Raw genomic sequence first — 19,034 nt, forward strand, 5'->3', positions numbered from 1 at the left:
GTAGCGTCTACAACCTTTGCAATCATGTAAAATAGCGACCTTCCACCTCAGGCAGGTCACAGGAGCCACGCAGAGACCACGTCACACGCACACGACAGCAGCACCCCGCAGGAGGAACGCATGGATCAGCAACATCTCGACGGCAAGGTCGTCGAGCGCGGCAAAGAGTTCTTCAGAAGCATCAGCGGCGAGGCCCCCTCCATCTTCAACAAGGGATGGTGGACCGGTAAGGTCATGGACTGGGCCATGCAGAACGAGGACTTCAAGGTGCAGCTGTTCCGCTTCGTGGACGTGCTGCCCTACCTCAACACCTCCGAATCACTCCTGCGGCACATCCGCGAGTACTTCGCCACAGAAGACGCCGACATCCCCCCCGTACTCAAGTGGGGCGCGGGCAAGGCGGGCATCGGCGGGGCACTCACCGCCAAGCTCATGGGCATGACCATCCGCTCCAACATCGAGGGCATGGCGCGCCAGTTCATCATCGGCGACAACAGCAAGGAAGCCGTGAAGGGCCTTGCGAAGCTTCGCAAGGACGGCTTCACCTTCACTGTCGACCTTCTCGGTGAAGCCACCGTCAGCGAAGAGGAATCAGAAGCCTACGCGCAGGGCTACCACGAAGTGGTCGACGCCATCGCCCGTGAGCAGGAGAAATGGAAGGCGCTGCCCGGCAACGGCCCGGTGGAGGGCTTCGACTGGGGTGCCACACCCAAGGTCAACGTCTCCATCAAGCCTTCGGCCCTCTACTCGCAGGCCAAGCCCGTCGACGTGGAAGGCTCGGTGCGCGGCATCCTCTCGCGCCTTGTGCCCATCTACCGCAAGGTGGTGGCCATGGGCGGCTTCCTGTGCATCGACATGGAGCAGCTCAAATACAAGGAGATGACGCTGGAGCTTTTCAAGCGCCTGCGTTCCGACCCCGAATTCCGTCACTACCCGCATCTTTCCATCGTGTTGCAGGCCTACCTGCGCGATACCGAGAAGGACCTTGATGACCTGCTGCACTGGGCACGCAGCGAGAAGCTGCCCATCGGCATCCGCCTCGTGAAGGGCGCGTACTGGGACTACGAGACCGTCATCGCCAAGCAGAACGGCTGGGAGATTCCGGTCTGGACCGACAAGCCCGAGTCGGACATCGCCTACGAGAAGCTGGCGCACCGCATCCTCGAGAACAGCGACATCGTGTACTTCGCCTGCGCGTCGCACAACGTGCGCACCATCGCCGCCGTCATGGAGACGGCCCTCGCGCTGAACGTGCCCGAACACCGCTACGAGTTTCAGGTGCTCTACGGCATGGCAGAACCCGTGCGCAAGGGCCTCAAGAACGTGGCGGGGCGCGTGCGCCTGTACTGCCCCTACGGTGAACTCATCCCCGGCATGGCCTACCTCGTGCGCCGTCTGCTGGAGAACACCGCCAACGAGTCGTTCCTGCGGCAAAGCTTCGCCGAAGGGGCCGCCCTCGAGCGTCTTCTGGAGAACCCGCAGAAGACCCTGCACCGCCTGCTTGCCGCACGGCCCGAACCCCGCGCCGTCGAACCGGGGCCCGGCGGTCTGCCGCCCTTCACCAACGACGCCATGATCGACTTCACCGTGCCCGACAACCGCAAGGCCTTCGTCGAGGCATTGGCCGACGTGCGCTCGCGCTTCGGGCAGACGGTGCCGCTGTACATCGGCGGGCGCGACGTGACCACCGCAGACCTCATCCCCACCACCAACCCGGCGAAGCCCGCAGAGGTGGTCGCCTCCATATGTCAGGCCGGACGGCCGGAAATCGACGACGCCATCGCCGCCGCGAAGAAGGCGGCACTCACATGGCGCGACACGTCGCCCGCCGACAGGGCCGCCTACCTGCGTCGTGCCGCCGACATCTGCCGCAAGCGCATCTGGGAACTTTCGGCATGGCAGGTCGTCGAGGTGGGCAAGCAGTGGGACCAGGCCTACCATGACGTGACCGAAGGCATCGACTTCCTCGAATACTATGCGCGTGAGATGCTGCGCCTTGGCGCACCCCGGCGCATGGGGCGCGCGCCCGGCGAGCACAACCACCTGTTCTATCAGCCCAAGGGCATCGCGGCGGTCATCGCCCCGTGGAACTTCCCGTTCGCCATCGCCATCGGCATGGCTTCGGCAGCCATCGTCACGGGCAACCCCGTCATCTTCAAGCCCTCGTCCATCTCGTCGCGCATCGGTTACAACCTTGCCGAGGTCTTCCGCGAGGCGGGGCTTCCCGAGGGCGTGTTCAACTACTGCCCCGGCCGCAGTTCCATCATGGGCGACTACCTCGTCGAACACCCCGACATCAGCCTCATCTGCTTCACGGGCTCCATGGAAGTGGGCCTGCGCATTCAGGAGAAGGCCGCGAAGGTGCAGCCCGGGCAGCGGCAGTGCAAACGCGTCATCGCCGAGATGGGCGGCAAGAACGCCACCATCATCGACGACGACGCCGACCTCGACGAGGCCGTGTTGCAGGTGCTGTACTCCGCCTTCGGCTTTCAGGGGCAGAAGTGCTCGGCCTGCTCACGGGTCATCGTTCTCGACGCCATCTACGACCGCTTCATCGAACGGCTGGTGAAGGCCGCCTCGTCCATCCACATCGGCCCATCCGAAGACCCGTCCAACTACATGGGCCCTGTGGCTGACGCCACCTTGCAGAAGAACGTCAGCGACTACATCCGCATCGCCGAAGAAGAGGGCAGGGTGCTGCTCAAGCGCACCGACCTTCCCGCGGAAGGCTGCTACGTGCCACTTACCATCGTCGGCGACATCCGGCCCGAACATCGCATCGCGCAGGAGGAGATTTTCGGCCCTGTGCTTGCCGTCATGCGCGCCGCGACCTTCGATGAGGCCCTCTCCATCGCCAACGGTACGCGCTTCGCCCTGACGGGTGCCGTCTTCTCGCGCAGCCCCGAACACCTCGACAAGGCACGCCGCGAATTCCGCGTGGGCAACCTCTACCTCAACAAGGGCTCCACCGGGGCGCTTGTCGAGCGTCAGCCCTTCGGCGGCTTCGCCATGTCCGGCGTGGGCTCCAAGACGGGCGGGCCCGACTACCTGTTGCAGTTCATGGACCCGCGCGTGGTGACGGAGAACACCATGCGTCGCGGTTTCACCCCCATCGACGAGGACGACGACTGGATCGTCTAGAGGGCGGGTGACGAGGGCAGTGCACGGCCTCGACGAGGTTATACGCACGGCCCACGCCAGACAGACCACAATGAAGGGCGACCTTCCACTGGGGAGGTCGCCCTTTCATTGCGCAACGCAACGCGGCGCGATGCATCAGAAGGATGGTACCGGACGACCGGGTGCCGCCACCTGCTGCCAGACATGGGGTCTCCCGGCACGTTCCGCACAGGCTGACCGGCAGCGTGAGTCACTGCCAGACAACCGCGATGCCGGACATTACGCGCCGGAGGATTCTCCTCCAGCGGTAGGCACTGTGCCCCCGCCCGAAGCCACGTGGTCAGCCCCGGACGCTGCGTGACCCTCTTCACGTGTCGCCCCCCTTGCAGACAACCCTCGCGGCGAGACATCACTACCGCAGTACCGACACAGGACCGCTTCCGGGAGGATGGCTTCGGCGCAGTAGGGACAAGGGAAGCGAACACGTTCCGCCGCAAGGTTGGCCACCATCTCGCGCACCACAAGGTCGGGAAGTCCCAGCACGAACATCGCGCCGATGAAATTGACCAGCGGGCACCACGCGAGGAACCCCCACCAGAAACCCCGGTAGCCCTTGCGCCGTGCCAGCACGTGGATGACCACCCCGTTTATTGCGTACATGATCAGCAGATAGAAAAGCAAAGCCGCCAGTTCCATGTTCGATTCCTCCATAGTTCACGCTGAACTACCATACATCGCGCCAAGATATAAGACATGCGATTAATAATGGCATGTCAGCGATTGCTCTCACGCCGCACTGGACATATCTGGACTAGTGCAGTCCGGCATACATCCAGAAGAGTCGAGACCGACCCTTCCGGCTGGATGCGCATGTCCATTCGCACTCCTCCACCTCGACCGTCAGGGCATCATCCATACAAGGAGCCTCCATGGTACGTTTCATGGCACTCACCGCGGCGTTTCTGCTGACCTTCGTCACCACGGCCCATGCCTTTCTCGGCTTCGGGGGCAAATACGAACGTGTCCGCGCCGAAGACGGCATCGTCTCCGTCTCCGCGACCGACGCCTCTACGGGCAAGGCGACGTTCTACAGGTATGAGGCCAAGGGCGGGGAGGTCCGCTTCTTTCTGGTGAAAAGCCCCGACGGGCGGCTGCGTGCCGCACTCGACGCCTGTGACGTGTGCTTCCATGCGGGCAAGGGGTACGAACAGAAGGGCGACCGCATGCGATGCGTCAACTGCGGCATGGAATTCCACGCCAACCGTATCGGGGACGTGAAGGGCGGCTGCAACCCTCATCCGCTTCCCTTCGCGGTTGAAGGCGACACCGTACGCATCGCCGCGGCAGACCTCGAGGCGGGCACCCGCTACTTCCCGGCAGGCCGATGAACCTTCTCACCATTCCGGTACGCTGCCTGCGTACCCGCTGGTTGCGGACGCTGACGCTCTTTGCCGTGTTCACGCTGGGGGTGTCGTCCATCGTCGCCCTGCATGAAGTCTCCAAGGTGGTGGGAGACAGTTTCGAACGAAAACTCACCAGCTTCGGGGCGAACATCCTCGTGGCACCGCACCGCGAGACGCTCAACGTGAGTTACGGCGGCTTCTCCCTCGGTGACGTGCTTCTCGACACGGGCAGGATGCCCCTGACCGGGACACTCGAACGCATCGGTTCGATACCGCTGAAGGCCAACCTCGCCGCGGTAGCCCCCAAATTGCTCGCCACGGGTCGTGCCACCCCTCTCGTCGGCGGGTGGGCACCTCCCGCACCCGCCACCGACGCGCATGCGGCGATGGGTCACACCAACATGGCGCAGGCGGCAGATGGGCACGCATCCCCTGAAGAGCCCCGCCCCGCTTCGCCGCCCGATTCGCACCCCAATACGCCGCACCCCGCGCAGCCCGGTTCACAGCCTGAAGCGCAGCACGGGGCAGGGCACCCCCGAACCGGAATCCGCGACGCCGCCCCCATGGACGCAAGAACCCACGCTCAAGGGACGCAGCCACTGGCTTATGCGCCCGAAGAGTCACCACATGAGGCACCTGTGCCCATCGCAGTGGTGGGTGTGGACTGGGTGCAGGAACGCGCCCTCAAGGGATTCTGGAATGTCTTCGGGCGGTTCCCGCATGGCCCGGGAGAAGTGGTTCTGGGGCACGCGGCGGCAATGCGGCTTGGCATAGGCCCCGGGGGAACCATACGGCTTGGCGAGCGGGAACTGCCTGTGACAGGGGTGCTCGACGCCACGGGCAGCGACGATGACGGCGTGGCCTTCACCGACATCGCCACGGTGCAGCAGGCCACGGCACGACACGACCAGGCCAGCTTCATCGAAGTGGCGGCCCTGTGTTCCGGATGCCCCATCGACGACATCGTGGCCCAGCTGGCACAGGCGGCACCCGGCCTCGACATACGCGCCCTGCGCCATGTGGTGGAACAGCGCATGTATTCCGTGCGCTTCGCGCAAGACCTCGCCCTCACCGTCAGTGTGGTCATCCTGCTCACGGCATGCTCCATGGTGGTGATGTCCATGCTTTCGTCCGTCAACGAACGGAAGCGGGAGATAGGCATCCTGCGCTCGGTGGGGTTCTCTCGCGCGCACGTGTTCGCCGTGTTCGCCGTGGAGGCGCTCATGGTGGGTGTGGCATCGGGTGCTGTCGGCTATGCCAGCGGGCATGTACTTGCCGGACGCATCATCGACGCCCTGCATCTCGGCGACGGCGCAGCCCCCCCCTTCGACCCGGTGTGGCTGGTGCTCACCACGGCGGGCATCGCCCTGCTGTCCACGCTGGCAGCGGCCTTCCCTGCATGGAAGGCATCGCGTGTGGAACCCGCCGAGGCACTCGTGGCCCTGTAAGGCCTACGCGGGCCACGACGCCTCCGCGTGAGGCCGATATCCCGGCACAGCCCTGCAACGGGCCTCCGGCAACAGGGCAGGCATTGTGCTGCTGACACGCAACCGCAACACGGAACGGTTGTTGCCGATGTGAACGGCAACAGCCATTCCGCAACCTGCCGGCCACGCGCGACCATGCCGTCCGCCAACACCGCCGACCCGAATCTCAAAAACGGAGACATGATGCTCGAAGCCCGCCATATCACCAAAAGCCATCCCGGTGCGCACAGTCCGGTACTGTATGACACCAGCCTCTCCGTGGCGGAAGGGGAGTTCATCGCCGTCGTCGGCAGGTCGGGTTCGGGCAAGAGCACGCTCCTCAACGTGCTGGCGTCATTGAGCCTGCCCGACAGCGGGCATGTGCTCTACGAAGGCGAAGACATCACCACCGCCACGGAAGCCCGCCGCAACGCATTGCGTCACAGGGACTTCGCCGTCATCTTCCAGCAGCACCACCTCATGCCCTATCTCAGCGCCCTTGAGAACGTGCTGCTGCCCTTCATGGCGAGCCTCACGCCCATCCCGGCACCGTTGCGCGACAAGGGACGCGACGTGCTGACGCGCGTGGGATTGGCGGGCCGTGCTGACGCACTGCCGGGGCAACTTTCGGGGGGTGAACAGCAACGGGTGGCCATCGCCCGCGCCCTCGTCCGTGACGCCCGCATCCTGTTCGCCGACGAACCCACGGGCAGCCTCGACTCCGCAACCGGTGACGACGTGATGCAGCTTTTGCAGACACTGAACGGGGGAGGGCTGACCATCGTCATGGTCACACACAACGCCGAATATGCCAGCCTCGCGCACCGCACGCTGCATATGGCCGACGGCTGCCTTCGCCCTGCCTGACGGGCATGTCCGCGCCATTCTGCGGCGTGGCACGGCAACCTTTTCGGCATCCGGAACCCGGCATGCCCGACAGCGCCCGATGGCAATCGGCAGCCCCCGTCAGTACCTGTTGCGCGGCGACACGCCGCACACATGACGATGCTGGCACATGCAACCGCAAGCCGCATCCGACCTCCGCGCTCGGCCCGGCATCCTCCGGCCCCCCGCGGATGATGGCCGCGCCACGAACACGAACGTCCGCAAGCCCCTGTCAGAGGCGCTTGCGGACGCGTTGTCATAGGCAGATTCGGGCGCAGCCCATGCTGCGCAGGGGGGCATGCATCATGCAGGCGTCATGCAGGCATCATGCAGGCTTCATGCAGGCTTCAAGCTGCCGTGGCGACACCCCCGGCTAGGCCAGATGCAGGAGTGCCATGCCGCCGATGAGCAGTGCCATGCCCGCCCACGCGGCAGGCTTCAGACGCTGCCCGTGCAGCCACCAGCCGCCCAGCGAGGTGCCCAGAATGCCGAAGCCGCCCCACAGCGCATACGCCACCGCGAGGTCCATGCCACGCACCGCGTAGGCAAGGCAGGTGAAAGCCAGTCCCACCAGCACCAGCGCGCTGGACGCGAGACCCAGACGCCGGAATCCGTCAGACCGCGACAGCAGCAGGTTGGCCGCCACTTCCAGTGCAGCGGCGAGCATGACCGCCAGTACGAAACTCCACGCCATGAACATGCTCATATCCGTCCCTCGCCGCCGGAGGCAGCCTCTGCCTCTTCATCGTCCCTGCCGTGTGCGGTGCCATGGTGCACCAGCAGCGTACCCGCCAGCACCATGCCAAGGGCGGCAAGGCGCATGGCATCAAGCCGTTCGTCGAGCAACGTCACGCTGACGATGGTGATGAGCGTGAGGCCGAGGCCTTCCCAGAAGGCATAGGCAACGCCCACGGGCAGCTTCACCACCGCACGGGCGAGAAAGAAGTACGAAAGCCCCAGCAGCAGGTACATGCAGCCCATGCCGAGCAAAGGCCACGTCTCCTGCGAGAGTTTCATCACGCTTGTGCCCGCCACCTCGAAGACGATGGAAGCGAGCAGGCACAGCCAGTAGTAGGTCGTTGACATGGGAACCTCATCATGCGTCTGCATACGCATGTCATGCGGAACTCCCCGCCCGCACCCGTGACGACACGCACGGCGAACCACGATGCAAGGGGTGCCGCGCCATCCGTCAAGGATGGGCAAGCAGGAGATCACAACACCCGTCCAGCCGAAAGGATGCCTGACCTTGGCCCTGTGAGGCCGGGGAGTGCGGTTGGTCTGAATGCCCCCGCCCCATGCAAGGGGCTTCACCACGCCCTGACGGGGCGAAGGCTAGAGGGGCGATAGCCGGAACACACAACGCGCGAACGACGGAAACGCCGTTCCTGCGTAGGCGCAATCGGCCTACAGCGCAGAGCGCCAGTAGCGTTCTTCGGCGGAGATGACGCGCAGGGATGAGCGCGTCGGTATGGGGCGGGCATGGAACATGCTTTTTCGATACCATGAATCTATTGTGCACGCAAACAGCGCAGGGGCGCTGCCGAGGCACACGCCAAGCCATCTTCGCGCCGTGGCCCTTCGGGGCATACGACCACGACTGGCCCTCCGGTGCTTGCCATTGCCAAGGGCGATGCGGGCATCGGGCCGCCTCAAGCCTCTGCGGGCCTGTATCTGCACATGGATGTTGCCCATCGTTGCACTGTGCCATCTCCCGCAGACCGTTGATGCGTCCATCCATACGCTACCATGCTGCGTCATCCCGCCTTCTTGCCCCGACCCGTCTTTCCGGCTGGGCAACAGCAAGGCGTTGTGAACCACTTTGGTATTGATTTAGATTTTCAATTTCAGTATCAAGCGCGGTATCCAATCATCGCGCACACCATCCGCGTGCGCCCAAGCAAGGAGCCTTCGATGAACGAGAACATGAAGTACGGCCTCTTACTACTCGGCGGCGTAGCCATCGGCGCACTGGGCGCGGTCGCCCTCGGCAAGGGCAAGATAGACCTCAAGCCCGTGGTGACCGACCTGCTTGGCAAGGGCATCGACCTCAAGGAAAAGGTGATGACCACCATGGAGACCGCCCGCGAGAACATGGAAGACCTCATGGCGGAAGCCACCCATGCAGCTGAGACCCGCAAAGCAGCGCAGGAGACCACCCCCGAGGAGCCCGCCAAGGCCGGGGCGTGACGGTAGCGGGCATGGACTTCCGCATCGTTCACGAGATTCCGGGGCGTGTGCGTCTGCGCGCGCCCCGAGGCTTCGATGAAGGCTTCGGGGCGCATCTGGCGTCCGTCGTCGAAGCTGTCGAAGGCGTCACCGGCTGCCGCTGCACCCCGCGCACCGGAAGCCTGCTCTTCAACCATGCCGGGGCTTCCTCTCGCGCCGCAGCCCTGCGCGCAGTGGCAGAAGCCTCTGCTGGCAGCGCCCCTTGCACTGGCGATGCCGAAATCCACCACAGGCGGCATCACCCCTCATGCCAACGGGATGCAGCCCAACGTACGCGCCGCCAGCAGGCCCGCAGGGCGGGGCGCGCACAGGGTGCCCCCCGGCAGGCCTGCGATGCCCGACACGTGTGCGTGCCTTCCGGTCAGGGGGCTTTCGCAGTCGCTGGGCAGGGCATGGGGCACGGGCCGGGGATGGGTCTAGGCCGTCTGCTGCGCTATCTGCTGCTGCGCCCACTGCTGCCCGCCCCCGTGCGCATGGCGACCGCCCTTCTCAGGGCGACGCCGTTCATCACGCAGGGCCTGCGTTCACTGGCCCGCGGCAGACTCAGCGTCGACGTCCTCGACGCTGCGGCCATCGGCGTCTCGCTGCTGCGCCGCGACTTCAGGTCAGTGGGCACCATCACCTTCCTGCTTGCCGTGGGGGAGGCACTGGAGGCGTGGACGCGCAAGGCCTCACGCGAGGGGCTTGCCGCCAGTCTCGCGCTGGATGTGGACACCATATGGGTGCGCCGCGGCGAGGCGGAGGTACAGGTGCCCCTCGCCTCGCTGGCTGACGGCGATGTGGTCGTCGTGCGCGCAGGCGGTGCCATCCCCGTCGACGGCGTGGTCGTCGACGGGGAGGCACTGGTCAATCAGGCCTCGATGACGGGCGAACCCCTTGGCGTCATGCGAGTGGCGGGCGCGGCCGTCTTTGCCGGGACGGTGGTCGAGGAGGGCACCCTTGGCATACGCGCCACGGGGGTGGGGCACGAGACGCGCCTCAGCCGCATCGTCGACTTCATCGAACGCTCGGAAGCGCTCAAGGCGGGTATTCAGGGCAAGGCCGAACGTCTGGCCGATGCCGTGGTGCCGTTCAGCTTCGCCCTTGCGGCGTCCGTCTGGCTGCTGACCCGCGACCCGGCGCGTGCCGCATCGGTACTGCTTGTGGACTATTCCTGCGCCATACGGCTTGCCACCCCACTGGCCATCCTGTCCGCCATGCGCGAAGGGGCCTCTCGCGGGGTGCTGGTGAAGGGCGGCCGCTTCCTCGAAGGGCTGGCGGCGGCGGACGCCGTCGTCTTCGACAAGACGGGGACTCTCACCGAGGCGCGTCCGCGCGTCACCGCCGTCATCCCCGCCGAGGGATTCGAACGCGATGACGTGCTGCGTATCGCCGCCTGCCTCGAAGAGCACTTCCCGCACCCGGTGGCGCGGGCGGTGGTGCACAAGGCCGAAGAGCAACACCTGCAACACCACGAGGAACATGCCGAGGTCGAGTACGTGGTGGCCCACGGCATCGCCTCGCGCCTGCACGGGGAACGTGTGCTGGTGGGCAGCCACCACTTCGTCCACGAGGATGAGGGCGTTCCCGTATCGACCATGGACGAGGCTGTCGCCACGCTGTCCGCACAGGGGCACTCGGTGCTCTATCTTGCCATCGGAGGACGTCTCGCCGGAGTGCTTGGCATTGAAGACCCCCTGCGCCCCGAAGCCCCCGCCGTGGTCACGGCACTGCGTCAGTCGGGCGTGCGGCGCATCCTCATGCTCACCGGCGACGGTGAACGCACCGCCGCCGCAGTGGCAGCACGGCTGGGCATCGATGAATACCGGGCGCAGGTGTTGCCTGCCGACAAGGCGTTCGTCGTGCAGGAACTCAAGGCACAGGGGCACACGGTCATCATGGTCGGTGACGGCATCAACGACGCCCCGGCACTGTCGTCCGCCGACGTGGGGGTGACCCTGCGCGACGGCACCGACCTTGCCCGCGAAGTGGCAGACGTGGTGCTGCTGCACTGCGACCTCACCGACCTTGCCGTGGCACGTGAGCTTGGCAGACGCACGCTTGCGCGCATCCGCCACGGCTTCATCTCCACCATGACCCTCAACACGCTCTTTCTCGCGGCGGGGCTGGCGGGGCTGGCACGCCCCGGCGTCGCCGCCGTCCTGCACAACCTCACCACCGTGGGCGTGGCACTCAACGCCATGCGCCCCCTACTGCCCGCCATGGAAAGGGCCGGAGGCGACACCGCATGATCACCAGTTGCATACCGGGCAGGGTGCGGTTGCGTCACCCGCGCCTGCACGACGCAGACGAATCCGGCAAGTTGTGCGCACTCCTACGCGTGACGGACGGCATCATCGACGTCACGGCCAATCCTCGTACAGGTTCATTGCTGGTTCGCTACGACACCGCGGTCGTGAGCGAAGACGACCTCGCACGGGCGGCGGCCCGCTGCACGGACTATCTCACCGTTTCAGGGTATGGGCAGACATCGGGAAAGCAGGAGGGACACGGTGTACGAAAGCGACGCGGCCTCGACAGGCGGGAGACGGCGCGCCTCGCCAAGCGTGGCATGATGGTCACCCTTGGCGCGACGCTGCTGCTTGGCCTCGCCGGACGCGAGAAGGCTCATGTGGCGGCAGGGACTCTGTTCACGCTGTGCAACGCCTACCACATCTATGCCTACCGCAGGCAACTGCTGCGGTAGCCGTCGCCGTCATTGCCCACCCCGCCTTACCCGCATCGTTAAACCCCGTCACTGACGACACCGACGCCCCGGAGCCTGCGCACCGGGGCGTCTTGCCTGTGGTCTTCGATAACACCTACGCCTTCCTCTCTGCAGGCCTGCCTGCAGGGAGCAGCCTGCTTCCTGTCCCGCCCGCGGTACAAGACATGCTGGCGCACCATTTCTCCGGCCCAGTCAAGAGAGCTCTCTCCAGCACCTGAAGGGCGATATGGCAACGTGTTGCCCAATCCTCGGCATCTGCCGGGATGACGCATCAGGTCGTTCCCATCTCCTTGCGCTTGCGCCAGAGGGTGACCGTGGTGATGCCCAGAACGTCTGCGGCACGCTCCATGCTGAAGCCCATGCCGAGCACCTTGCGGATGTGTGCCTCCTCCACCTCCCTGAGCGAGGGGATGCCGTCCTTCACCGTAGCTACGGCACCCTCTCCGGCGACAAGGGCGGGGGGAAGATGGGACGGCGTGATGGGCCCTCCGGCACAGAGCAGTGTGGCGCGTTCCATGACGTTGCGCAGTTCACGCACATTGCCGGGCCAGTCGTGTGACATGAGCAGGTGCAAGACCTCTTCGGTGATCACCGGAGGGTGTTCGGACGGGTAGCGGACGAGGGCCCGGTGCAGCAGGCGTGTCGCCAGCGGGGGGATGTCCTCGCGCCGTTCACGTAAGGGCGGGATGTGGCATTCGAACGTGTTGAGCCGATAGTACAGGTCTTCCCTGAACGTTCCCTCCGCCACCATCTGCGTCAGGTCACGGTTGGTGGCGGCTATCACCCGGACATCGAGTTCGATGCCCGCGCTGCCGCCCACGCGCTCGATGACCCTGTCGTCGAGAAAACGGAGCAGTTTCGACTGCATCGCAGGGGCGAGGTCGCCGACCTCGTCCAGAAAGAGCGTTCCCCCGTTCGCCTGTTCGAACTTGCCCGCGTGGTCCTTCACCGCCCCGGTGAAAGCGCCCCGCGCATGACCGAACACCTCGGACTCGAAGAGGGTTTCGGCGATGGTGGTGCAGGTCACCTCCACGAAGGGCCTGGCAGCCCGGTGCGACCTGCGGTGAAGCGTCCGTGCCAGTTCGGTCTTTCCGGTGCCCGTCTCGCCGGTGAAGAGCATCGTGGCGTCCGTGGGTGCGATGCGGTCTATGAGCCCTTCAAGGGCGCGACTCGCCGGGGAGGTGAGCCCGGAGAACCAGTCGGGCGCCGCCTCGTCCCGCAGGCGGGCGTTCTCGCGCCGGAGTCCGATGAGCGTCGAGACCTTCCGGACAAGGTGCTGCAACTGGTCCATGCCGAAGGGTTTGGGCATATAGTCGAAGGCTCCCGCCTTGATGGCGGCGACGGCGTTCTCGTAGCTTGCGAACGCGGTCATGATGACACAGACCGTATGCGGGTACAGCATGGAGACCTCGCGGATGAGGTCGACCCCCGTCCTCTCTTCCATGCGCATGTCCGTGAGGACGAGGTCGGCAGGATGTCTGCGAAGGGTCTCGAGTGCGGCGGAAGGGGAGTGTGCCCCCCGTGTCCTGCACCCCATGCCCTTCAGCCCGATGAGCAAGGTGCGGACGATGGCTTCGTCATCATCGACGATGAGCACGTCGAGGTCGGCGTGAGGCGTCATGCGCCCTCCTGTTGCAGGCTGGTCGCAAGCGTCGCCCCATGGGGTGTCCCTTGCGGGATATGGACGGTGAAGAGACTGCGCCCGTCGCGTCGTTCATAGGCCAGACGTCCGCCATGCGCCTCGACGATGGTGCGCGAGATGGCAAGCCCCAGCCCCACGAGGCCCAGCTTCGTTCCTGCGGCCCTCCCATGCGAGTAGGGTTCGAACATGCGTTCTTCGAGTTCGCGCGGCACTCCGGGCCCTTCGTCTTCGACGGTCAGGGTGAGGTCTCCGGAGGCTTCGGTCAGCCGTACCGTGAGCGTCGTGTTCCTGGGTGACGCCTGCAGGGAATTCGCAACGAGGTTGGAGACGACCCACGAGAAACGGTCTTCATCGACCGAGACGACGGCAGGCGCCTGCCGCACGTCGACCTCCATGCCCACGCCCTTCTCTCGGGCGAGCAGTCTGAAAGGTGTGAGCCATGCGCCGAGGCGCTGTGCCATGTCGACATCGCGTCTTTCAAGGCGCAGCATGTCGACGCGCATGCGGGCGATGTCCATGAACTGCCTCGACACCGTCCGCAGACGCACAGCGTCTTCCCGTATGGTGTCCACCAGCAGGCGCATGTCATCGTCCTGCGTGTCCTGCCTGCCCAGGAGTTCAGCGGCAAGCCCCAGCGACTGCACCGGGGTCTTCAGTTCGTGCGATATCCAGTCCATCATCTCCGACCGCAGGCTCTCGCGTCTTTTCTTCTCCGTCACGTCACCCAGAAGGAACACCTGACCGCCGTCGGTTCGCACGCCGTCATGCAGCGAACGGCGGCGGACGATGAACACGCGCGGTTCGCCGTTGCAGGTCAGTTCGACCTCGCCCTTGCCCACGAGGTCATCCCGCAGGATGCCCCGCAGGGCGAGATAGTTCTCGTCCATGGTCGAAAGGTCATGCCACGGCTGCCCCAGCAGTTCGTGCTCCGGCATGCCGAGGAGAGTGGTCATGCTGCGGCTGACATGCGCCACACAACCGGTGTTGTCCATGACGATGATGGCGTCGTCGGCAGATTCGAGGATGACCTCCAGCTTGCGCTTCTCGCGCAGCAGGCGGTTCAGGTTGACGGTGTCGAGTTCGCCAAGCCGCGTCCATTGGCGCTCGAACTCGTCGAAGAGGATGCGCACCTCGAGCGTCTGCGGGGCAGGCAGATGAAGGCGGGTGCCGAGGGGGGGCCTGTCCTTGAGCAGTTCGGCCATGCGCCGTAACGGGTGCGACAGCCGCATCGAGACGGCGTCCGCAAGGAACATCGCCCACAGGGTCCCGGCAAGAAAGACGACCACAGCGCCAGCCAGTGTCAGGTTCCGGTACAGGTTGCTCCGGTCGAGCCTTCGGAACATGCCGCGCTCGTTGACATCGACGAGATGCACCAGTGCCGTATGCAGGTGGGCGTAACTCTCGTCATCGCGGGATTCCCTGAACTGGTCCCACGCGTTGCGCACGGCCTCGATGGCCTGCGGTTCATCAGGTTCCGTCACATTGGCCGAAGCACGCGCCAATGCCTCGTCGAAGGCGGCCTCACGCCCCTGATGACCATGCGGTACGTGCTGTTCCGGCAGCCGCAGTGCAAAAACGGCCTCCTCCATCTGACGCACATAGGCGATGGAGTCGTAGTTCATGCGCACGAGCAGGGTAGGCAGTCGTCCGGCGATGAAGAACGCCAGGACGAGCAGCGCCCCGAGGCAACCGAACAGGAGCATCAGCCGTCCGAAGGCCCTCCGTATGTTCTTCTGGAGAGTGGGGAGGACGGTCATGCGCGCTCCTGCCCCGGCTGGCGTGGCGTGGTATTGACGATGTGGACATCCACCCCGACCGCGTCATGCAGGAATTCGAGGATGAACGACCCCCGTACCCTTTCCAGCAACGGCGACAGCCTCGATTTGCCGAACACCGCGTGGCGGACATTGCGTTCGCTGGCGAAGTTGGCGAGGGTCTCGGCGATGTCGCCGCCAGCCAGCTGGACGACCTCGGCCCCGAGTTGGGTCGCCAGCCGCAGGTTGCCCTGCAGGACACGCTGCAAACCCGAGTCGATGCGGGTCGGGTTCTCACTGGGCCTTTGCACATAGACGACGTAGCAGGGAGAGCCCATCTGGTGCGCGATGCGCACGCCGCGGCGGATGAGCGTCTCGGCATCGGTCGGGCTCGAGCTGAGTGCCACCATCACCCCTTCGATGACATCCCCGGCCGAATGCCGCGGAAAATGCTCCTGTTCCTCGATCTTGCGGACCTGATCGCCCGAAGCCTCGCGCAGGCACAACTCACGCAGGAACGAGAGGTTCCGGTACGAGAAGAACCCGCCAAGCGCACGTTCGGCCTGCTCCGGGGAGTAGATGCGCCCTTGCCGCAGGCGTTCACGCAGGTCTTCCTTCGTGAGGTCGACGTTCACCACCTGATCGGCCCGACGCAGGATGGCGTCCGGGAGGCGCTCCTGCACACGCACCCCGGCGACCGACTCCACGCGTTCCGCCACCGATTCGAGGTGCTGCACATTGAGGGTGGTGATGACGTTGATGCCAGCCTCGAGCACCTTCAGCACGTCCTGATAGCGTTTGCCGTTCTCGGACCCCGCAGCATTGGTATGGGCGAGTTCGTCCACCAGCACGACCTGTGGACGGCGGGCGATGATGCCGGGCACGTCCATTTCCGTGAAATCGCTTCCTGCGATGGCGACCTTGCGGGGTGCCACCTGTTCGAGCCCCTCCACAAGGGCCAGCGTGTCTGCCCTGTCGTGAGGTTCGACGTAGCCTATGACCACGTCCAGCCCTTCTCTGGCGAGGCGGTGCGCCTCCTGCAGCATGGCATAGGTCTTGCCCACACCAGCCGCATAGCCGAGGTAGACCTTGAGAGACCCCTGTCTCTTGCGTGCGAGAATCTCGGAGAAGTCGTCCATAGGGCATCATCCTGCAATGAGGGTGGGCGCGCACCCCTGCAGGGCGCGCGCCGAATGTCTCCAGCTACGGGGTTACCCGCGCTAGACGCCGTCGTCCAGTACCAAGTTGAGCATCAGGACATTGACCCGCGGCTGCCCCAGAATGCCCATCTCACGCCCTTCGGTCATGGCATCTATCAGGGCGTTGACCCTGACCGTCGAGACATCACGCGCCTGCGCGACACGACGCGCCTGGAACCGCGCCGCCTCGACGGTAATGTGCGGGTCAAGCCCGCTGGCCGAGGCGGTGAAGAGGTCGACGGGGAGCGCCGTCGAAGGCTGCCCCGCGCGCAAGCGCGTTGCGGTCTCGTGCAGGCGGTCGGAGAGAGCACGACTTGTCGGCCCCTGATTGAAGCCCCCGGAGGCCCTGCCGTCGTAGCCATGCTCTCCTGCCGCCGACGGGCGCGGATGGAAGTAGCGGTCAGAGTCGAAGCGCTGTGCCACCAGACGCGAACCCACGGCCCTGCCGTCACACAGCACGAGGGAACCGTTGGCCTGTACGGGATAGAGCGACTGGCCCACCATGGTCACCACCGCCGGATAGGCTACCCCGAGGAGCAGTACGAGCATCAGGGTCGATGCGAATGCCTGTCGTAACATCTTCGTCTCCTATGCGAGGCCGAGGGCGGTAAGAAGGATGTCGATGGCCTTGATGCCCACGAACGGGGCGACAAGCCCGCCCAGCCCGTACACGAGCAGATTGCGCCGCAGGGTGGCGCCCGTGGAACGCGGGCGGTAGTGCGCGCCACGCAAGGCGAGGGGGATGAGCGCGACGATGATCAGCGCATTGAAGATGACCGCAGAGAGGACGGCACTCCGGGGGCTGGAGAGTCCCATGACATTCAGGGCCGCAAGCTGTGGCAGCGAAGCCACGAAGATGGCCGGGATGATGGCGAAGTACTTCGCGATGTCGTTGGCGACGCTGAAGGTCGTGAGCGCCCCCCGCGTGATGAGCAGCTGCTTGCCGATTTCGACGATCTCGATGAGCTTGGTGGGGTCGGAATCGAGGTCGATCATGTTCCCGGCCTCACGCGCAGCCTGAGTGCCGGTGTTCATGACCAACCCCACGTCCGACTGTGCCAGTGCCGGGGCGTCGTTCGTTCCGTCACCCGACATGGCGACCAGTCTTCCTTCCTTTTGCAGGCGCACGATGAGGTCGAGCTTGTCCTCCGGTTTCGCCTCCGCGAGAAAGTCGTCCACACCGGCTTCAGCCGCGATGGAGCGGGCGGTGAGCCTGTTGTCGCCGGTGACCATGACGGTGCGGATGCCCATGGCGCGGATGCGTTCGAACCTGTCGCTTATGCCCGGCTTGACCATGTCCTTCAGGTGGATGACCCCCAGCACCCCCTCGGTGTCGGATGCGACGACGAGCGGCGTCCCGCCTTGTGCCGCGATATCCAGCACCACGGTGTCGAGTGTCGTCTCGTCCATGTGCCTCCCCAGTCCCCGCAACCACGCTTTCACGGCATCGGCTGCGCCCTTGCGGATGGACGTCCCGGTGTAGTCGCTGCCGCTCATGCGGGTCTCCGCCCGGAAGGGGATGAACGTGGCGTTGTCGGGCATCGCGGGGAGACCCGTGCCGAGTTCAGTCCGGGCAAGGGTGACGATGGAACGACCTTCAGGAGTCTCGTCACCGTGGGATGCAAGCAGGGCGGCCTTGCACAGGTGTTCGGGAGAGATGCCCGGCATGGGGATGAATGCGGTGGCCATGCGGTTGCCGAGGGTTATCGTCCCCGTCTTGTCCAGCAACAGCACGTCCACGTCTCCTGCGGCCTCGACGGCACGACCGGACATCGCCAGCACGTTGCGACGCAGCAGCCTGTCCATGCCGGCGATGCCGATCGCCGCCAGCAGCCCTCCGATGGTGGTGGGGATGAGACACACCAGCAAGGCGGCGAGAACCACCACGTCCACCCGCGCACCGTGGAACAGGGCCATGGGCTTGAGGGTCACCGTGGCGAGGATGAAGATGAGCGTGAGACCCGCAAGAAGGATGTTCAGGGCTATCTCGTTGGGCGTCTTCTTACGCTCGGCCCCTTCGACAAGGGCTATCATCCGGTCGAGGAACGACTTTCCCGGTTCCTGTGTGACCTTGATGCGCAGGGTGTCGGAGATGACCGTCGTACCGCCGGTGACGGCGCTTCTGTCGCCGCCCGACTCACGGATGACAGGTGCCGACTCTCCGGTGACGGCCGACTCGTCCACGGCGGCAGCCCCGGCGATCACGGTGCCGTCGGCGGGAATGACCATGCCCGCTGCGACGACGACCTCATCGCCGCGTTGCAGGGTCGAGGCAGATACCACCTGCACCGTGCCGTCGGGTTGCACCTGATGCGCCGGGGTGTCACGGCGGGCATGGCGCAGGCTGTCTGCCTGTGCCTTGCCTCGCCCTTCTGCCAGTGCCTCGGCGAAGTTGGCGAACAGGACGGTAGCCCATAGCCATAACGTAATCTGCGCGCTGAACAGGACGCCGGAACCGGCCATCATGTCGCGGACGAAGGCGACAGTGGTTAGCAGGGCGCCGACGGCAACGGTGAACATGACCGGATTACGTACCATATGATTCGGGCGTAGCTTGCCGATGGCGTCGATGCATGCGCGCCGGTAGAGGGCAGAAGGTGTCGAAGTGTTGTTTGCGGTGTGCATTGGT

The 19,034-nt window shown here is 65.2% G+C and carries 15 protein-coding genes; 7 read left to right on the forward strand and 8 right to left on the reverse strand.

Translation table 11 applies throughout. The annotated features are described in order from the left end of the window. Positions 1 to 120: 120 nt before the first annotated feature. Positions 121 to 3,141, forward strand: coding sequence for an L-glutamate gamma-semialdehyde dehydrogenase (pruA, locus tag DVU_RS15595; RefSeq protein WP_010940575.1), 3,021 nt, complete (start codon positions 121 to 123; stop codon positions 3,139 to 3,141). A 258-nt stretch (positions 3,142 to 3,399) separates the two neighbouring features. Here pruA and DVU_RS15600 read toward each other — a convergent pair whose 3' ends face one another. After that, a complete protein-coding gene (locus DVU_RS15600; RefSeq protein WP_014524645.1) occupies positions 3,400 to 3,816 on the reverse strand; it encodes a hypothetical protein in 417 nt (138 codons plus the stop codon). A gap of 233 nt (positions 3,817 to 4,049) precedes the next feature. On the opposite strand from DVU_RS15600, the gene DVU_RS15605 reads away from it, so the two are divergent. From DVU_RS15605 to DVU_RS15615, 3 genes are all read left to right on the forward strand, one after another. Then, entirely contained in the window at positions 4,050 to 4,508 is a 459-nt protein-coding gene (locus tag DVU_RS15605) for a DUF2318 domain-containing protein (protein ID WP_010940578.1), read from the forward strand. Then, a complete protein-coding gene (locus DVU_RS15610; RefSeq protein ID WP_010940579.1) occupies positions 4,505 to 5,971 on the forward strand; it encodes an ABC transporter permease in 1,467 nt (488 codons plus the stop codon). The genes DVU_RS15605 and DVU_RS15610 overlap by 4 nt, the downstream gene beginning before the upstream one ends. A gap of 174 nt (positions 5,972 to 6,145) precedes the next feature. After that, on the forward strand, positions 6,146 to 6,856 hold the full coding sequence (locus DVU_RS15615) for an ABC transporter ATP-binding protein (RefSeq protein WP_014524646.1): 711 nt from the start codon (positions 6,146 to 6,148) through the stop codon (positions 6,854 to 6,856). Positions 6,857 to 7,247: 391 nt separating this feature from the next. Here DVU_RS15615 and DVU_RS15620 read toward each other — a convergent pair whose 3' ends face one another. Together DVU_RS15620 and DVU_RS15625 are read right to left on the reverse strand one after the other, a co-directional pair. Continuing rightward, the gene (locus DVU_RS15620; RefSeq protein ID WP_014524647.1) at positions 7,248 to 7,580 is read right to left on the reverse strand and encodes an SMR family transporter; all 333 of its coding nucleotides are present in this window, start codon (positions 7,578 to 7,580) and stop codon (positions 7,248 to 7,250) included. After that, positions 7,577 to 7,960, reverse strand: coding sequence for a DMT family transporter (locus DVU_RS15625; RefSeq protein ID WP_010940583.1), 384 nt, complete (start codon positions 7,958 to 7,960; stop codon positions 7,577 to 7,579). Before DVU_RS15625 ends, DVU_RS15620 begins: the two co-directional genes overlap by 4 nt. Before the next feature lie 828 nt (positions 7,961 to 8,788). Here DVU_RS15625 and DVU_RS15635 point away from each other — a divergent pair. The 3 genes from DVU_RS15635 to DVU_RS15645 are packed head-to-tail and all read left to right on the forward strand — an operon-like array spanning position 8,789 to position 11,789. After that, positions 8,789 to 9,064, forward strand: coding sequence for a hypothetical protein (locus DVU_RS15635; RefSeq protein ID WP_010940586.1), 276 nt, complete (start codon positions 8,789 to 8,791; stop codon positions 9,062 to 9,064). A gap of 11 nt (positions 9,065 to 9,075) precedes the next feature. After that, on the forward strand, positions 9,076 to 11,334 hold the full coding sequence (locus DVU_RS15640) for a heavy metal translocating P-type ATPase (protein ID WP_014524648.1): 2,259 nt from the start codon (positions 9,076 to 9,078) through the stop codon (positions 11,332 to 11,334). Then, positions 11,331 to 11,789, forward strand: a complete 459-nt coding sequence (locus tag DVU_RS15645; protein ID WP_010940589.1) for an HMA2 domain-containing protein — start codon at positions 11,331 to 11,333, stop codon at positions 11,787 to 11,789. The genes DVU_RS15640 and DVU_RS15645 overlap by 4 nt, the downstream gene beginning before the upstream one ends. Before the next feature lie 292 nt (positions 11,790 to 12,081). On the opposite strand, the gene DVU_RS15650 is transcribed toward DVU_RS15645, so the two are convergent. The 5 genes from DVU_RS15650 to kdpB form a co-directional block, all read right to left on the reverse strand. Further along, positions 12,082 to 13,431 (reverse strand): sigma-54-dependent transcriptional regulator, encoded by a 1,350-nt coding sequence (locus tag DVU_RS15650; protein WP_010940590.1) that lies wholly within the window; start codon positions 13,429 to 13,431, stop codon positions 12,082 to 12,084. After that, entirely contained in the window at positions 13,428 to 15,209 is a 1,782-nt protein-coding gene (locus tag DVU_RS15655; RefSeq protein WP_010940591.1) for a sensor histidine kinase, read from the reverse strand. Before DVU_RS15655 ends, DVU_RS15650 begins: the two co-directional genes overlap by 4 nt. After that, positions 15,206 to 16,345, reverse strand: coding sequence for a universal stress protein (locus tag DVU_RS15660; RefSeq protein ID WP_010940592.1), 1,140 nt, complete (start codon positions 16,343 to 16,345; stop codon positions 15,206 to 15,208). Before DVU_RS15660 ends, DVU_RS15655 begins: the two co-directional genes overlap by 4 nt. Before the next feature lie 81 nt (positions 16,346 to 16,426). After that, positions 16,427 to 16,984: a potassium-transporting ATPase subunit KdpC gene (kdpC, locus tag DVU_RS15665; protein ID WP_010940593.1), complete on the reverse strand. Its 558-nt coding sequence runs from the start codon at positions 16,982 to 16,984 to the stop codon at positions 16,427 to 16,429. Positions 16,985 to 16,993: 9 nt separating this feature from the next. After that, a complete protein-coding gene (gene kdpB / locus DVU_RS15670) occupies positions 16,994 to 19,030 on the reverse strand; it encodes a potassium-transporting ATPase subunit KdpB (protein WP_010940594.1) in 2,037 nt (678 codons plus the stop codon). Positions 19,031 to 19,034 lie beyond the last annotated feature (4 nt).

Origin of the sequence: Nitratidesulfovibrio vulgaris str. Hildenborough (genome assembly GCF_000195755.1) — a bacterium.
In the GTDB taxonomy this organism is placed as follows: domain Bacteria; phylum Desulfobacterota; class Desulfovibrionia; order Desulfovibrionales; family Desulfovibrionaceae; genus Nitratidesulfovibrio; species Nitratidesulfovibrio vulgaris.

Excerpts from the sequence above, each read along its gene's own strand:
- pruA (WP_010940575.1), top strand. The coding sequence starts at position 121 with ATGGATCAGCAACATCTCGACGGCAAGGTCGTCGAGCGCGGCAAAGAG.
- DVU_RS15600 (WP_014524645.1), bottom strand. The coding sequence starts at position 3,816 with ATGGAACTGGCGGCTTTGCTTTTCTATCTGCTGATCATGTACGCAATA.
- DVU_RS15605 (WP_010940578.1), top strand. The coding sequence starts at position 4,050 with ATGGTACGTTTCATGGCACTCACCGCGGCGTTTCTGCTGACCTTCGTC.
- DVU_RS15610 (WP_010940579.1), top strand. The coding sequence starts at position 4,505 with ATGAACCTTCTCACCATTCCGGTACGCTGCCTGCGTACCCGCTGGTTG.
- DVU_RS15615 (WP_014524646.1), top strand. The coding sequence starts at position 6,146 with ATGCCGTCCGCCAACACCGCCGACCCGAATCTCAAAAACGGAGACATG.
- DVU_RS15620 (WP_014524647.1), bottom strand. The coding sequence starts at position 7,580 with ATGAGCATGTTCATGGCGTGGAGTTTCGTACTGGCGGTCATGCTCGCC.
- DVU_RS15625 (WP_010940583.1), bottom strand. The coding sequence starts at position 7,960 with ATGTCAACGACCTACTACTGGCTGTGCCTGCTCGCTTCCATCGTCTTC.
- DVU_RS15635 (WP_010940586.1), top strand. The coding sequence starts at position 8,789 with ATGAACGAGAACATGAAGTACGGCCTCTTACTACTCGGCGGCGTAGCC.
- DVU_RS15640 (WP_014524648.1), top strand. The coding sequence starts at position 9,076 with ATGGACTTCCGCATCGTTCACGAGATTCCGGGGCGTGTGCGTCTGCGC.
- DVU_RS15645 (WP_010940589.1), top strand. The coding sequence starts at position 11,331 with ATGATCACCAGTTGCATACCGGGCAGGGTGCGGTTGCGTCACCCGCGC.
- DVU_RS15650 (WP_010940590.1), bottom strand. The coding sequence starts at position 13,431 with ATGACGCCTCACGCCGACCTCGACGTGCTCATCGTCGATGATGACGAA.
- DVU_RS15655 (WP_010940591.1), bottom strand. The coding sequence starts at position 15,209 with ATGACCGTCCTCCCCACTCTCCAGAAGAACATACGGAGGGCCTTCGGA.
- DVU_RS15660 (WP_010940592.1), bottom strand. The coding sequence starts at position 16,345 with ATGGACGACTTCTCCGAGATTCTCGCACGCAAGAGACAGGGGTCTCTC.
- kdpC (WP_010940593.1), bottom strand. The coding sequence starts at position 16,984 with ATGTTACGACAGGCATTCGCATCGACCCTGATGCTCGTACTGCTCCTC.
- kdpB (WP_010940594.1), bottom strand. The coding sequence starts at position 19,030 with ATGCACACCGCAAACAACACTTCGACACCTTCTGCCCTCTACCGGCGC.